This is a genomic window from Culturomica massiliensis, assembly GCF_900091655.1.
In the GTDB taxonomy this organism is placed as follows: Bacteria; Bacteroidota; Bacteroidia; order Bacteroidales; family Marinifilaceae; genus Culturomica; species Culturomica massiliensis.
On record NZ_LT594621.1, the window covers coordinates 303,206 to 319,175 of the forward strand.

Consider the following 15,970-nt stretch of genomic DNA (forward strand, 5'->3'; position numbering starts at 1 on the left):
AAATAAATTTTATTTTAATGTATTTGATTTTCAAATAATTATGCTGTATAACATATTTTACCTCGCGCATTCAAGAAGAATCGGAAACGTTTTACCTGCAATTTGTGACCAAAATTACTGATTGTTCTTGCGATTACCAAAAAAAAAAGAACAGATATTTTTAAATTTTTCTTTTTTTTCGGGAAACGGTAATGATTTTAATTTCAGAGGTTGGATTTATAGTTTTAAATTGTTCTGCTGAAAGGTGTTCGTGTACCAAATTTAAAATTTAAATGTAGATTTTTCATGATCTGCGATTTTTGATTTTAGGTATACAATTTTATCCGGTTTCACCGCCGGTACATTACTTTTTTAATTTCCCGTTCCCATATTTTTCTGTTTTTACATCTTCAAATTTTTATTATTACTTTTATAGCCGGATAAATGCAGGAAGCAGCAGGGAAAATTTTTGAATTGTAATTTTGCGGATGAAATATTTATACAACTATGAGATTACTGATTATTTTATTGTTATTCACTTCCGGGGTTTATGCAAATAAACCGGATTCAGTATGGATGAATCAGAAATTTTCCATGTTTATTCATTGGGGACTGTATTCCGAATTGGGAGGTGTGTGGGACGGACAGCCTGTGACCAGAGGGTATAGTGAACAAATTCAGGCACATGCCGGAATCTTCGGAGATTGGTATGCGGCTGTGGCAAATCGTTTTATACCGTTGCATTGGAATGCCGACAGTGTTGTCGCACTGGCTAAAAAAGCCGGGATGAAATCGATTGTTTTTACTTCCAAACACCACGACGGTTTTTGTATGTACCATAGCCGGTATACTGATTACAATATTGTCGATGCGACCCCTTTTGCCCGGGATGTCATGAAAGAATTGGCCGAGGCTTGCTGTCGGCAAGGGATGCGTTTCGGCGTTTACTTTTCGCTGATCGACTGGCATTTCCCGCAGGCTTATCCGATATCCAGCCACAATGCTGATCCGCTGACGCCGGAACATTATGCTTTTAACCGGAAACAGGTGACGGAGATTATGACGGGATACGGAAAAATTTCGGAAATTTGGTTCGATATGGGCTCTCTTACGCCGGAGCAAAGCCGGGGGCTTTATGATTTGGTGGATTCCTTGCAACCCGATTGTATGATTAGCGGACGCTTGGGGAACGATTGCAGTGATTTTAGCGTGATGGCGGATAATGAATATCCGGATTATAAGATCGGAGTGCCTTGGCAGACTGCTGCTTCGTTCTTTGAGGAGACCTGGGGATACCGTTCCTGGCAGGAAAGAGGAGAGCCCGGAAAGAAGGCAGATGAAAAAATCCGGAGTTTGGTAAAGGTGGTGAGCCGCGGTGGGAATTATCTGCTCAATATCGGTCCGGAAGGAGACGGAAGTGTCGTACCTTTTGAAAAGGATGTATTGGAGAAGATGGGGAAATGGTTGAAAAAATACGGGGAAGGGATCTATGGAACACAGCCGAATCCTTTTGAAGATCAATATGCCTGGCAAGATATAACGGTGAAAGGAAACCGGATGTATCTGTTTGTTGATCCTTCGGTGGCTTTGAACAGTGTTTGTTTGAACGGGTTGCGGGGAAATATCGTATCGGCTTTTCGTATCGGAGGGGGTGACGTTGCGTTTGCCCGCGAAAAAGGTGAGTGGCGACTTTACGGACAAGGACACAGACCTTCCGACAGTCCGTTAGAGGTCATTTGTCTGGAACTTGAAAGCGGCTGGCAAATCGAACCGTTATCTCCTTATGCCGGGGAACGGGAACTGATGCCTTTGCATGCCTTTCCGGAGTATGCTTATTCCAGTATCGATTATTACACCGGTTTTCAAAGTATAATTGCTTATAACTGGGTTTTTAAAAGCCGTAAAACGGATGTCCGTCCTTTGATTTACTATACAGGTCAGGAAGCCGGCCGGAAAATACGGGTCGGAATTGACGGACAGGAACGGGAGATTTTGCTCGAGGGAGGAAAATTGGCGGAGAAGCGGAGCGTAAAAGGAGTAAAGTGGGGAAATGTCTACAGTAAACCTTCGGGAAGTGTGTTCGGGAGCCGGCAGCAGATCGGTGTACCCATAGATACTGCTGACGGATGGGCGCATATCCCCGGTTTTGTTTACGGTAAACGATATGAAAAAACGGCCCGGGAACGTAGTTCCATCCTTGTATTGCAGGAAATTGAGTCGGATAAAAAACAGGTCGTCCCGGTTGAAATCGGGAGTGGGGACGGTATACAGGTTTATTTGAACGGCAACTGCCTGACGGCTCATATCTCTCCCCGTAAGGCGACTGGCGATACCGAGCTTGTCCTGTTGCCGTTGGAAAAAGGAAGAAACCAATTGTTGCTGAAGGTGTATAACCGTTTTAGAAAAAAATCTTGTTACAGTATTTTGCCTGTCGGAGTATTGAATACATATGAGTTGTCTTTACCGTCTTATCCGCTCGGTTCTGAAAACTGGCATCGTTGCCGGGTCAGGGCTGCCGATACCCCGGCAAAGAATTCGGCCATGCGCCTGAATAATTTACGGATAAAATTGTAAACATTATTTTTTATTGTTTATCTTAGTACTCCTTTAGCGGATTTGTAAAGTGAAAGTAGAAAGAAGGAGGACGATTTATGATTTACGATTTATGATTTACGATTTTAGATTTTAGATTTTAGATTTTAGATTTACGATTATAAATTGGGGATTATAGAATTGGATTGTAGATTATAAAAGGTATAGAAAGGATTGTTGTTTTCAGAATGCCGGTGAGTTTACAGGTCGGTTCCGATTTCAGTTTTCGGAAAATAATTAACTTAAAAATATAAAGCCATGTTTGAAGCAAATGTTTATAAAAAGAGAAGAAAAGAGTTACGGGAGAGGGTATGGGAAGGTTTGATATTAATATTGGGTAATGGGGAAGCTCCTGCCAATTATCCGGACAATACCTACAGATTCCGTCAGGATAGTTCATTTTTGTATTTCTTCGGTTTGAATATGCCGGGATTCGCAGGTGTATTGGATGTAGATAACGATAAGGATTACTTGTTCGGCAACGATGTGGATATGGATGATATCATCTGGATGGGACCGCAACCAAAGGTAAAAGAGTTGGGGGCAGCCGTCGGCATTTCCAATACCCGGCCTTTTGCCAAGCTGGCAGATATGTTGAGAGAAGCGATTGCACAGGGGCGGAAAATCCATTTTTTGCCTCCTTACCGGTACCGGAATATGCAGATGCTGGAAGATTTGCTCGGAATCCATCATTCGTTGCTGAAAACTTATGCATCGCTCGAATTGATCGAAGCTGTTGTTGCTCTGCGTTCTGTCAAGGAGCAGTGCGAAATCGATGAAATAACGAAAGCATGTAATATCGGTTATGAAATGCATACAACTGCCATGCGGAATTGCCGTTCGGGAGTTAAGGAGCAGTATATTGCCGGTTTGATCGAAGGTATTGCCAATTCATACGGAAGTATGGTTTCTTTTCCGGTGATTCTTTCCCAAAACGGAGAAACGTTGCACAACCATGACCATAGCCAGATATTACAGAAAGGCCGGATGATGCTGACTGATGCGGGAGCGGAAAACAACATGAATTATTGTTCCGATTTTACCCGTACCGTACCTGTGGACGGTAAATTCAGTGCCCGCCAAAAGGATGTATACAATATTGTCGTTAACAGTAATCAGCGGGCGTTGGAGTTGTCCCGTCCGGGAGTCACTTATTTGTCGGTGCATCTTGAAGTATGTAAGGTGTTGGCACAGGGACTGAAAGATCTGGGACTGATGAAGGGAGATGTGGATGCCGCTGTTGCTGCCGGTGCGCATGCCTTGTTTATGCCTCACGGCTTGGGACATATGATGGGTTTGGATGTACATGATATGGAAGATTTGGGGCAGATTTATGTCGGGTATGATGAGATAACCCGCCCGGTCAAACAATTCGGAACGTCTTCTTTGCGTATGGGCAGAACATTACAGCCGGGATTTGTTATAACAGACGAACCGGGATGCTATTTTATCCCCGCTTTGATCGATCAATGGAAGGAAAAAGGTTTACACAAGGATTTCCTGAATTATGATAAGATCGAAACTTATAAAGATTTCGGAGGAATTCGCCTGGAGGACGATGTTTTGATTACGGAAGACGGTTGCCGTGTACTCGGAGACCGGAGAACGCCTATCACCGTCGAAGAAGTTGAAGAAATTATGGGCTAAAAAAAATCCTGAAAATTTCAAAGGGAGAAAAAAAAGCATTAATTTAGGCGTTTATTTTAAAGGATAATACTAATACATAAAATATAACATATGAAATTTGTTGTATCAAGTAATACAATGCTTACCCGTTTGCAGGCAGTGAGTAAAGTAATCGGTGGAAAACCGGTGCAGCCGATTTTGGATAATATCCTGTTGGTTGCTGCTGACGGTGTTTTATATGCGACGGCTTCCGACAAGGAGACGACCATGGAAGCGAAAATCGAATTGGAAAGTCTGGAACAGGAAGGACGTATGACTATTCCGGCAAAGATATTGCTGGATATGTTGAAGGAATTTCCGGAGCAACCTCTGACATTCGATATCGACGAAACAACGAATGAAGTGAGAATCATTTCGGAAAAAGGGGAGTTTTCCGTGCGGGGGGAAAGTGCTGAAGATTATCCGATACAGGGAGCCCCGGAAGGAGAAAATACCACATTCGAAACCAAATGCGGCCTGATGCTTGACGGTATCGTAAAATCGATTTTTGCAACGGCTAATGACGATTTGCGTCCGGTGATGAATTGCATTCTGATCGAAATGAATGAAGATAATTTTACCTTCGTAGCTTCCGATGCTCATAAACTTGTCAGATATAAACGTTTCGATGCCAAGAGCGAAAACGGACAGTACTCATTGATATTGCCGAAAAAGCCGGCTTTGATGCTGAAAAATATTCTGCCCAAAGATGATGCTGCCTTGCAGATTTCCTTCAATGAAAAAATGGCTTGTTTTATATTCGGAGACTACCGAATGACCTCTACCTTGGTTGAAGGACGTTTCCCGAACTATAATTCGGTCATCCCGCAGAATAATCCGAAGAAAGTAATTATCGAGAAAAAAGAATTATACAATTCTTTGCGTCGGGTATCTGTGATGGCTAATCAGGCCAGTAATCTGGTGAAATTCGATTTGTCAGGCGGTAAACTGACGATTTCCGCCCAGGATGTCGATTATTCCATGTCCGGTCATGAAACTTTGAGTTGCCAGTATGACGGAGAAGAGATTGCTATTGGCTTTAAATCTCCTTTTGTACAGGAAATTCTGGCCAATATAGAATCGGAAAATGTTGTTTTGGAATTGTCCGATCCTACCCGGCCCGGCTTGTTCCTGCCCTTCGAAAATGAAGATAGCGGGGAAGATTTGCTGATGCTGTTGATGCCGATGATGGTTTGATAAAAAGGAATTTATTTTTGAATAAACAGAAAGAGTCGTTTGGGAGACCGGACGACTCTTATAAATATTCCTGATTTGAATGCATAACCGGAAAGCAGAGGCCACTCCGGTTGGGAATCCGGATTTGCAGATGGTAACCGGAAGAGGGAATATGTTTGTAATCTTCTGAATAATTGATATTATGGAATTGAATTTAGCCAATCCTCTTGTATTTTTCGATTTAGAGACAACGGGTATTAATATAGCCAAAGACCGGATTGTTGAGATTTCCGTACTTAAAGTTTATCCGAACGGAAAAGAAGAGCAAAAGACCATGCGGGTGAATCCGGAAATACCTATCCCGGCAGAGGCAACTGCGGTACATGGCATTACGAACGAAGATGTGAAAGATTGCCCTACTTTTAAGCAAATAGCTAAGGAATTGGCTCGCTATATCGAAGGATGTGATCTGGGGGGATACAACTCCAATCGCTTCGATATTCCTTTGTTGGCAGAGGAATTTTTGCGTGTGGGATTGGATTTTGATATGCGGAAACGGAAATTTGTAGACGTTCAGACGATTTTTCATAAAATGGAGCAACGGACATTGTCCGCTGCTTACCGGTTTTATTGTGACAAGTGTCTGGAAGATGCACATACGGCTGCTGCCGATACCTTTGCTACTTATGAGGTGTTGAAAGCCCAATTGGATCGTTATAACGAGAAATTGGAAAATAATGTTGAATTTTTAAGTAAATTTTCGACACAGAACAACAATGCCGATTTTGCCGGATTTATCGTATACAATGATAAGGGGGTGGAAGTTTTCAATTTCGGTAAAAATAAAGGTATCCCGGTGGAACAGGTGTTGAAGGAACAACCGGGCTATTATGCGTGGATGCTGAACAGTGATTTTCCTTTGTATACCAAGAAAATTTTGACGGAAATCAAGTTGCGTAGTGCAGGAATGCTGAACCACTGATAAAAAATTATGCGTGAGCTTATACGGAAGGAGTTAAAGGGTTTTTTTGCCTCGTTGTCGGGGTATGTCGTATTGTGTTTTTTCCTGGTAGCGAACGGTTTGTTTCTTTGGGTAATTCCCGGAATGTACAACATTCCCGGAAGCGGCCTGGCCGATCTTCAACCTTTCTTTTCACTGGCTCCCGTATTGTATTTGTTTCTGGTACCCGTACTCTGTATGCGTTTGTTTGCAGAGGAAAAAAGAACGGGTACGCTGGAATTATTGCTTACCCGTCCGGTTTCCGTTCTCCGGATTGTAACCGCTAAATATTTATCCGGCTTTTTACTGGTCTTGTTTTCAATATTGCCGACCCTGATATATCCGCTCAGTTTGTGGTTCTTGGCACAGCCGGAAGGACATATCGACGTCGGTGGAATTATGGGGTCCTATATCGGCCTTGTGTTTTTGTCCGGTATGTATGTTGCTGCGAGCGTATGGGCTTCTTCGGTAACGGAAAACCAAATCGTGGCTTTTTTATACGGATTGGTATTGTCCTTCCTATTGTTGTCCGGATTCGATTTTCTGAGTGATTTACCCGCATTGTCCGAATTTCAGAACTTTATATTGAAACTGGGTGTAAATTACCATTATGAACCGATGTCCCGGGGGGTAATTGCGTTGGAAGACGTTACCTATTTTCTGACTGTCATTGCTTTTTTTATATGGCTTACGGTACGGAAATATCACGGTGCCCGAAAATGGAAAGCGGTTTATGTACTACCGGCATTGCTGTTGCTGAATGTAGCCGCTGTTCATCTGTATATACGGGCCGATATTACAGACGATAAACGTTATACCTTGTCTGAAAATACCCGTCAACTGCTCAAAAATTTAGACCGGGGGATCGGTGTGGATATTTTTCTGGCAGGAAATCTGCCTCCCGGCATGCAGAAGTTACAATACGCTACGACCCGTATGCTGGAAGAATTCCGGCGTATTACGGGGAATAAACTGCGCTATTCGGTGACGAATCCGGCAGAGATACAGGATAAGGAAGAACAGAAACAACTGGTTCGTTATCTTGCCGAACGGGGGATTATGCCGGTAAACCTCAGCCGGACGACGGAGGACGAGACCCTTTCCCAGCAATTTATCTTTCCCGGTTTGCTGGTGTATGACGATTCGACGGAAGTCAGTCTCAGTTTGTTGCAAAACGTTCCGGGATATGCGGCAGAAGAGAATATCAACCATTCTATCGAAGCTTTGGAATATGAATTGACCAAGGCCTTGCGTCTGGTGACACGTAAAGAGAAAAAAGCCGTGGCCTTCCTGACCGGTCACGGGGAATTACCTTATAAGGAGGTTGAGGATATAGCACGGACATTGGCTTATTACTACCGGGTCGACTTTGTGAGTCCCGATACCCTGGCTGCCGATTTATCGTATTACCGGGCATTGATTATTGCCGGACCGACAAAGGAATTTCCGGAGAAAGATAAATACATCCTGGATCAGTATGTGATGAATGGTGGGCGTATATTGTGGTGTATCGATGAGGTGGATGTTAATCACGATGTATTGAAAGAGCAGGAAACGACTTATGCCGTGTACCGGCCTCTCCATATTGAGGATATGCTGTTTAAATACGGGGTGCGGATCAATCCCGACATTTTACTGGATGGGAATTGTGTGTTGGTGCCTGTAGTGACGGGTATGCATGGGAATACGCCGGAATATAGTCCGGCTCCCTGGTATTTTTCTCCTTTGCTGATACCCCAAAGAAATGCGGTGACTGCCGGTATACAGCCGGTACGTGTCGATTATGCCAATACGATAGACACGGTAGGCGGAAAAGAAGGGTTGAAAAAAAGTGTGTTGCTTGCCTCTTCCCGCTATGCTGCTGCAATGAAAACACCCTGTCCGGTGTCCTTGTCCATCACGGAAGAAAAGATGACGGAGGATCGGTTCAATAAGCGCTATCTGCCCGTCGCCGTGATGCTGGAAGGCGGTTTCGAATCCGTATACCGTTATGGACGGCGGTTCGGAGATGCCGTAAAAGCTGAATTTAAGCCGGAAAGCGGTTATAACCGGATGATTGTAATTGCCGATGCTGATGTTTTGCGAAATAAGGTATACGGGACGGGGGAGAATGCCCGTACAATTCCGTTGGGCTATGACGAATACAGTGGCCGCGTATACGGTAACCGTGATTTTATATTGAATTGCATCAATACCCTTTGTGACGATGAAGGGTGGATGGCTCTGCGGGGACGTAACCTTTCTCTCTATCTTTTGGATAAAACCCGTTTAAAGGGGGAACGTACCTATTGGGAGATGTTGAATTTATTGCTGCCTCTCGGTTTGGTACTGATGGGTGGGGGTATTTTCTGGTTCGTCAGGAAACGAAAATACGGGCGTATCTGAAAACTTTTCTTTTCTATTTTTCAAACTATTTTATGGTAGCGGGCGTATAAGGTGGTAACATTATACGATCTGAATCCGGTTTTACCGGGAACGGTTTTATACGATGAAAATCACACTACCCGCTATGAAACTCTTGTATTTTATTGCCTTGTTGTATCTACTGCCGGCTTGTAGCCGTAATGAAGGCAAATCCTATCAGGATATCGTACGTCCTGTCCGGGTCCGGACCGTCGCTTTGCCTGGTGCTTTAGATAAAGTATATACCGGAATTGTGGCGGCTGAAGAATTCAGTGATCTGGCTTTTAAAGTCGGCGGTCCTTTGGTGGAGATGAATATCGATGCCGGAGAGACGGTGAGAAAAGGAACTCTGTTGGCGGCGATTGATCCTACCGATTATCAGTTGCAGAATGACGGCAATAAAGCCGCTTATATTACGGCCCGTTCCCGTTTGGAAAGAGACAGGAGATTATTGGAAATGCAGGCGATTTCGCAGCAGGAATTCGAGATGTCGGAGGCCGGCTATATACAATCCCGTTCGGCATACCGGGCTTCGGAAAAAGCGTTGTCAGATACTCGTTTGTATGCCCCTTTCGATGGCTTTATCGAACAAAAATATGTTGAAAATTACCAGAAAGTACAACCGGGGGAACGAATTGTGAGATTGGTCAATCCGGATCAGCTGACGGTGTGGTTTGTTTTGCCCGAGACGAGTGTCGGGCTTACCCGTGAGCAGATGCAGGTGACTGTTGAATTTGATATTTACCGGGGACTGCGCTTTCAGGCCCGGGTGCAGGAATTTGTGGATGCCTCGCCGGGAGGAGCAGGGATTCCGGTCAGACTGATTCTCGATGATTCCCTTTTTGATAAGACGAAATATCCCGTTTATCCCGGTTTTTCTGTCCGGGTAAATCTGAGGACGGATAATCGGATAGCGGATCATTATGTCGTTCCGTTGAGTGCCGTGTTTATGGATCCACTGACCGAACGGACAGCAGTTTGGCGTTATCACCCGGAAAATTCCACTGTAACCGCATTGCCGGTTACAATCGGTTCCTTGTTCGGTAGTGATAATGTGTTAATTACAAAAGGTTTACAGGATGGAGATGTTATCGTGGTGGACGGGATGAATTTTATTACAGAAGGGCAGAAAGTGGATGTACTGACAACAGAATTAACGGTTTTTTGATTATAAATTGAAGTGTATGAATATTCCGAAATATTCATTGGACAATCCGAAGGTCATTTATTTTTTCCTGGCGATATTGATGATCGGAGGAATATTGGCGTTCGAATCCCTGGGTAAAAAAGAGGATTCCCCTTTTGTAATAAAATCGGCGGTATTGATTACCCGGTACCCGGGAGCAACACCGCAGGAAGTCGAGCAACTGATTACCGAGCCTATCGAGCGGGAGATACAGTCGATGCGGCGGGTATATAAGATCAAGTCGGAATCGTTTTACGGGATGTCGAAGATCAATATCGAACTCGACCCGGCGACGCCTCCCGGTGAGATGCCCCAAATGTGGGATGAGCTGAGGCGGAAAGTACTTAATATCCAGCCCCAATTGCCGCAGGGGGCTTCCGGAGTTACCGTATCGGACGACTTCGGTGACGTTTTTGGAATTTATTTCGGTCTGACTGCTTCGGAAGGTTTTTCATACCACGATTTAAGAGAGTGGGGACAGCGGATAAAAACCGAACTGGTAACAGTGGACGGGGTACAGAAAGTGGCCCTTTACGGTGAGCAAACGGAGGTGGTGAATATGTTTATATCCATGTCTAAACTGGCCAATTCCGGACTCGATCTGAACGGGGTGATGCAGACGATAAAATCCCAAAACTCGTTGATAAATACCGGGGAAAAAAGGGCCGGTTATCTGGAGTTGAAAATATTGGCAGAAGGGACTTATAAAACGCTCGACGATATCCGCAATCAATTGGTGGTAACGGACAACGGACGGCAAATTCGTTTGGGAGATATAACCGTTATCGAAAAAGGTTATATGGATCCGCCGGGAAGTCTGATGCGGGTAAATGGAAAAAGGGCGATCGGAATCGGTGTCGCTACGGCACCGGAGAAAGACGTGGTTAAAACCGGGGAATCGGTGAGGGAGAAGTTGCAGCAATTGCTGCCTTTAATGCCCGTCGGCATTGACCTGGTAACCTTGTATCCGGAAGATCAGATAGCCCGGGAAGCCAATAACGGTTTTTTACTTAATCTGGCGGAATCGCTGGCAATTGTGATTTTTATCATCTTGCTGGTAATGGGAGCCCGGGCTGGGATGCTGATCGGTTCTTCCCTTTTATTTTCGATCGGCGGTACCTTGTTGATCATGCAATTTATGGGAGTCGGGCTAAACCGTACTTCACTGGCAGCATTTATCATTGCCATGGGGATGCTGGTCGATAATGCTATCGTAGTGACGGACAATGCCCAGATAGCGATTCGCCGGGGTATCGGACGCCGGGAAGCTTTGATACGGGGAGCAACGATTCCCCAATGGGGATTGCTGGGGGCTACCCTGATTGCCGTTTTTTCTTTCCTGCCCTTGTATCTGGCACCTTCGGCCGTAGCGGAAATCGTCAAACCTTTGTTTGTGGTGCTGGCTGTATCGTTGGGTTTGAGTTGGATACTGGCGTTGACCCAGACCCCGTTGTTCGGGAGTTTTATTTTAAAAAAACAAGCAGATACCGGGGGAAAAGACCCTTATGATACCCGTTTTTACAACGGTTTTGCCCGGGTGTTACGAAAACTTATCCGTTTTAAAATCGTAACGGTGATCGTCGTCGTTTGTCTTTTTGTCGTGTCCATGATCATCATGGGATTGATGCCGCAGAATTTTTTTCCGAATATGGACAAACCCTATTTTCGGGCCGATTGTTTTTTGCCTGAAGGTTATAGCATCCGGGAGTCGGAAAAAATGCTTACGGATATCGAACAGTATCTGATGCAACAGGAAGAAGTCGTGAATGTGTCGACGACGATCGGCGGTTCTCCGCTGCGTTATTATCTGGCGAGTACCTCTTTCGGACCGAAGCCGAATTTCGGTAACATACTGATAGAATTAAAAGACAAATCTTACACAGTAGTGATGGAAGAACGCCTGAATACTTATGTCCGGCATAATTATCCCAATCTGCTCATTCGTTCTTCTTTGTTCAAACTGTCTCCCGCTGTAGAAGCCGCCATTGAGATCGGTTTTATCGGAGAGAATATGGATACGCTGAAAGCATTGACAGAACAGGCTATGGGCATTATGCGGCAAAATGATAGGGTGACCGATATCCGTAATAGCTGGGGTAATAAAGTTCCGGTTTGGGAACCGGTGTATTCGCAGGAAAGAGGGCAGCGCCTGGGGATAACCCGTCAGGCTGTCGCCTATGCTTTGAAAATTGCGACCAATGGTTTACCGCTGGGAGATTACCGGGAGAAAGATTTGTTTATGCCTATTTTATTGAAAGAAGAGAATTTCGATGCCGGTAATCTGGATAATATGCGTACTTTGCCGGTATTCTCTGCAACCGGAAATGTCGTTCCACTGGCACAGGTTATTGATCGTTTCGATTTGAATTATAACTACAATGTTATTAAACGCTATAACCGCGACCGGGTTATGATGGCACAGTGTGATCCCAAGCGGGGGGCCAATACCAAACAGGCTTTTCAGCAATTGTGGTCGGAAATGCAAAACATAGAGATCCCGCAGGGATACACCATGAAATTTTTCGGGGAAGATGAGAGCCAGGTGGAGTCCAATCAAGCTTTGGCAGCCAATATGCCTCTGACTTTTATTCTGATGTTTATCGTTTTATTATTGCTTTTCCGGACCTACCGCAAACCGGTGGTCATCCTGTTGATGGTGCCGCTGATTTTTATCGGCGTGGTTTTCGGCTTGCTGTTGCTGGGGCGGATGTTCGACTTTTTTGCCTTGCTCGGTCTGCTCGGCCTGGTGGGAATGAATATTAAGAATGCAATTGTACTGGTAGATCAGATCGGTATCGAGCAGGCAAACGGCCTGACGCCTCTGGATGCGGTTATACAGGCTACCAAGTCCAGAATTGTCCCGGTGGCCATGGCTTCGGGAACAACCATTCTCGGTATGCTGCCGCTGCTGTTCGATGCGATGTTCGGTGGTATGGCGGCAGGTATTATGGGCGGTTTGCTGGTAGCCAGCTTGCTGACGATTATTGTATTGCCGGTTACCTATAGTTTGATATATAGAATATCGGCAAGTGAAAAAAATGATGTAGGTACATCTTAACATCTTTGAAGCATATTGTGTAAAGAGTATGTAAAAATATAAACAGGGGCGGCAGACTTAAATAAAAATCAGTATGAAAAATATATTATGGATCGGATTATTATTGTGCCTGAGTGCCAGCAGCCGGGCACAATCTCTGACATTACAGCAATACCGGCAGAGAGTACTTGACTATAATCAGGAGATAAAGCAGTCGCAGGAAGCCGTTAATGCGGCGATATACGCACTGAAAAGCGTAAAGACCGGTTTCTTCCCGAAGGTCGATATCACCGGCAGTTATTCCTACCAGATTGAGAATGTAACCTTTATGTCGGGTACCGACCTGAAACACGATAATTACAGTGCCGAGGCCGGATTGGTACAGAATATCTATGCGGGAAGTGCCGTCCGCAAGCAATACGAGGCCGCCCGTTTGCAGGAGGCAATAGCCCGCCTGGGAGAGGAATATACCGTAGACAATATCTTGTATGCGGCCGATGTCAATTATTGGACGGTAGTGGCGAACCGGAACCTGTACGATATCGCTGACCGGTTTGTAAATATTGTCAGCGAATTGTTCGATGTCGTGGGTAAGCGCTTTACGGAAGGCGCTATCAGTAAAACGGATGTACTGATGGTGCAGTCGCGTTTGAAAGAAGCGGAAGTGCAATTGAATACGAGTGCCACCAATTACCGGACCTCGTTGCAGACCTTGAATATCATGATGGGAATTGCTGCCGATACGGATACAGGGCTGGCTGATTCGATACAGCATATCTCGGCGCTTCCGTTGCGTCAGGAGGTGGATGTAGCCCTGAAAAAGCGTCCCGATTACCTGATGGCGGAACAGGATATTGAACTGGCCCGGGTACAGACCCGTTTGATGAAAGCAAGTTATTTACCGAATCTGGCTGTCGGTATAAAAGAAAAATGGGGAACGACCTTGATCAATATCGACGGAGATAAGCGTTTTTCCACCATTGCTTTTGCCAATTTGAATATTCCGGTGTTTTATTGGGGCAAGAGGCGGCAGGATGTGCGGGTCAGTGAGGTACAGGAACAGATGAAAGAGCTGGAAAGAAGTAAGTTGTCCGATCAGATCAGCCTTGAACTGAACAATGCCTGGGTGAATCTGACCGAATCCCTGAAAAAAGTAGCGATTGTTTCTTCTTCTCTGGATATCGCCCACGACAATCTGGTATTGAATACGTTTAGCTATAACGAAGGAAAACTGCCGGTTATCGATGTGCTTTCGGCACAGGTAACCTGGCTGCAGGCTTATACGAATGTCGTGTCCGCTTATTATCAGTATAAAGTGGCATTGGCTGAATACGAAAGGGCTTTGAGCGGATTCTGATTCAGGAATAATGTCTCGGGTATCTGAAAGCGATAGCCAAAAGTCCGAAAATACCGATAAGCACCGGATAATACAGATAGCGTATAATAGCCAGGGGCGATAGGTCGGCCAGTTCGGCGGCAATCAGCATTTGGGCGCCGTAGGGGATGATGCCCTGGATAAAACAGGAGAATGTATCCAGAATACTGGCCGATTTCCGGCGGTCGATATGAAAACGTTCGGCAATATTACGGGCTATCGGTCCCGTTGTAATAATGGCGATTGTATTGTTGGCCGTGCATAAGTTGGCCAGACATACCAGTCCTGCAATACTCAATTCGGCGAACCGTTTGGAACTTACATGTCGGGTAAGGCGTTCGATAATGTAGGCAATACCTCCGTTGTACCGGATCATTTCCAGCATTCCGCCTGCCAGCAGAGTGATAACGATCAGTTCTCCCATGCCGGTGATACCGGTTCCCATAGCTCCGAAATAACCGAACAGATCGAAGCCCGAAGTACAAAGCCCGATCAATCCCGTAATACCGATTCCCAGCAACAGTACCAGCATGACGTTAATACCCGCCAGAGCCGTTCCCAGCACGGCAATGTAAGGAATAACCTTTACCCATTCGATCTCTGCGATTTGTGCCGGAGCCTGTACCTGTACCCCTTCAATAATATAGAAAAGCAGAACGAGCACAGCCGCAGGTACGACGATCATGCTGTTGACTTTGAATTTATCCTTCATCCGGCATCCCTGGGTTTTCGTCGCAGCAATGGTGGTGTCCGAAATAAAGGAAAGGTTGTCGCCGAAAAAAGCGCCGCCTACCACAATGGCTACCATAAACGGTAATTCCACTCCTGTCTTTTCTGCAATCCCGACGGCTACCGGTGTTAGGGCTACGATGGTCCCGACCGAGGTGCCTACGGCAAGGGAAATAAAACAGGCGGCGATAAAAATACCGGCCAGTAGCAGATTGTCCGGGAGGATATGCAATGCCAGATTGACGGTGGCTTCAATGGCACCCATTGCTTTGGCCGACTGTGCGAATGCTCCCGCCAGGATAAAAATCCAGATCATCAGCATGATGTTTTTATCCGACGCTCCACCGGAAAAGCGGGCAATCCGGTCGCTTAATTTTTCCCTTCTCGTCATCAGTATGGCCACCACCGAAGAAATGACAAAGGCCACCGTAATAGGTACCTTGTAAAAATCATTGACAATCAATGAGGTAACCAAGTACACGCCGAGAAATATAAACAAAGGACTCAATGCCCAGAAATTAGCTTTTACAGGATGTTCCATGCTGTTTTTTTGATTGAAGCTGCAAAAATACATATTCTCCCCGTAAAATAAAATCCTGATATGCTGTAGTTTGCAAAAAAACTGAAACAAAAGTTTGTATTCGTCCGAAAATCAACTATATTTGCACCGCCAAACCGTAAAAGTGTTGGTCCAGTAGCTCAGCTGGATAGAGCAACGGCCTTCTAAGCCGTAGGTCGTGGGTTCGAATCCCGCCTGGATCACGTAACAGAAAGCCCAAAATACTATAAATCAGTATTTTGGGCTTTATTTTCAAGGTGTATTTTGTT

General features: G+C 45.2%; 9 protein-coding genes and 1 tRNA gene. 9 read left to right on the top strand and 1 reads right to left on the bottom strand.

The genetic code is table 11. The features are described 5' to 3' along the window. The first annotated feature begins 486 nt into the window (after window positions 1–486). The 8 genes from BN8908_RS02395 (at window position 487) to BN8908_RS02430 (ending at window position 14,395) form a co-directional block, all read left to right on the top strand. A complete protein-coding gene (locus BN8908_RS02395; protein WP_068688778.1) occupies window positions 487–2,553 on the top strand; it encodes an alpha-L-fucosidase in 2,067 nt (688 codons plus the stop codon). A 276-nt stretch (window positions 2,554–2,829) separates the two neighbouring features. Then, window positions 2,830–4,218: an aminopeptidase P family protein gene (locus BN8908_RS02400; RefSeq protein ID WP_021986935.1), complete on the top strand. Its 1,389-nt coding sequence runs from the start codon at window positions 2,830–2,832 to the stop codon at window positions 4,216–4,218. Window positions 4,219–4,308: 90 nt separating this feature from the next. Further along, window positions 4,309–5,433: a DNA polymerase III subunit beta gene (gene dnaN / locus BN8908_RS02405; protein WP_068688779.1), complete on the top strand. Its 1,125-nt coding sequence runs from the start codon at window positions 4,309–4,311 to the stop codon at window positions 5,431–5,433. A 181-nt stretch (window positions 5,434–5,614) separates the two neighbouring features. Continuing rightward, window positions 5,615–6,394: a 3'-5' exonuclease gene (locus tag BN8908_RS02410; RefSeq protein WP_021986933.1), complete on the top strand. Its 780-nt coding sequence runs from the start codon at window positions 5,615–5,617 to the stop codon at window positions 6,392–6,394. 9 nt (window positions 6,395–6,403) lie between these two features. Beyond that, window positions 6,404–8,797 carry a gliding motility-associated ABC transporter substrate-binding protein GldG gene (gene gldG / locus BN8908_RS02415; RefSeq protein WP_068688780.1) on the top strand — a complete coding sequence of 798 codons (2,394 nt, stop codon included), beginning with the start codon at window positions 6,404–6,406 and terminating at the stop codon, window positions 8,795–8,797. Between the two features lie 103 nt (window positions 8,798–8,900). Further along, window positions 8,901–9,983 (top strand): efflux RND transporter periplasmic adaptor subunit, encoded by a 1,083-nt coding sequence (locus BN8908_RS02420; protein ID WP_148453140.1) that lies wholly within the window; start codon window positions 8,901–8,903, stop codon window positions 9,981–9,983. A 16-nt stretch (window positions 9,984–9,999) separates the two neighbouring features. After that, a complete protein-coding gene (locus BN8908_RS02425; RefSeq protein WP_068688783.1) occupies window positions 10,000–13,059 on the top strand; it encodes an efflux RND transporter permease subunit in 3,060 nt (1,019 codons plus the stop codon). 73 nt (window positions 13,060–13,132) lie between these two features. Continuing rightward, a complete protein-coding gene (locus BN8908_RS02430) occupies window positions 13,133–14,395 on the top strand; it encodes a TolC family protein (RefSeq protein ID WP_068688785.1) in 1,263 nt (420 codons plus the stop codon). A 1-nt stretch (window position 14,396) separates the two neighbouring features. Here BN8908_RS02430 and BN8908_RS02435 read toward each other — a convergent pair whose 3' ends face one another. Then, entirely contained in the window at window positions 14,397–15,683 is a 1,287-nt protein-coding gene (locus tag BN8908_RS02435) for a Na+/H+ antiporter NhaC family protein (protein WP_148453143.1), read from the bottom strand. A 147-nt stretch (window positions 15,684–15,830) separates the two neighbouring features. Here BN8908_RS02435 and BN8908_RS02440 point away from each other — a divergent pair. After that, window positions 15,831–15,904, top strand: a tRNA-Arg gene (locus BN8908_RS02440). Window positions 15,905–15,970: the final 66 nt, after the last annotated feature.

What these genes read in the sequence shown, in the direction of transcription:
- BN8908_RS02395 (WP_068688778.1), top strand. Translation starts at nt 487, where the DNA reads ATGAGATTACTGATTATTTTATTGTTATTCACTTCCGGGGTTTATGCA.
- BN8908_RS02400 (WP_021986935.1), top strand. Translation starts at nt 2,830, where the DNA reads ATGTTTGAAGCAAATGTTTATAAAAAGAGAAGAAAAGAGTTACGGGAG.
- dnaN (WP_068688779.1), top strand. Translation starts at nt 4,309, where the DNA reads ATGAAATTTGTTGTATCAAGTAATACAATGCTTACCCGTTTGCAGGCA.
- BN8908_RS02410 (WP_021986933.1), top strand. Translation starts at nt 5,615, where the DNA reads ATGGAATTGAATTTAGCCAATCCTCTTGTATTTTTCGATTTAGAGACA.
- gldG (WP_068688780.1), top strand. Translation starts at nt 6,404, where the DNA reads ATGCGTGAGCTTATACGGAAGGAGTTAAAGGGTTTTTTTGCCTCGTTG.
- BN8908_RS02420 (WP_148453140.1), top strand. Translation starts at nt 8,901, where the DNA reads ATGAAAATCACACTACCCGCTATGAAACTCTTGTATTTTATTGCCTTG.
- BN8908_RS02425 (WP_068688783.1), top strand. Translation starts at nt 10,000, where the DNA reads ATGAATATTCCGAAATATTCATTGGACAATCCGAAGGTCATTTATTTT.
- BN8908_RS02430 (WP_068688785.1), top strand. Translation starts at nt 13,133, where the DNA reads ATGAAAAATATATTATGGATCGGATTATTATTGTGCCTGAGTGCCAGC.
- BN8908_RS02435 (WP_148453143.1), bottom strand. Translation starts at nt 15,683, where the DNA reads ATGGAACATCCTGTAAAAGCTAATTTCTGGGCATTGAGTCCTTTGTTT.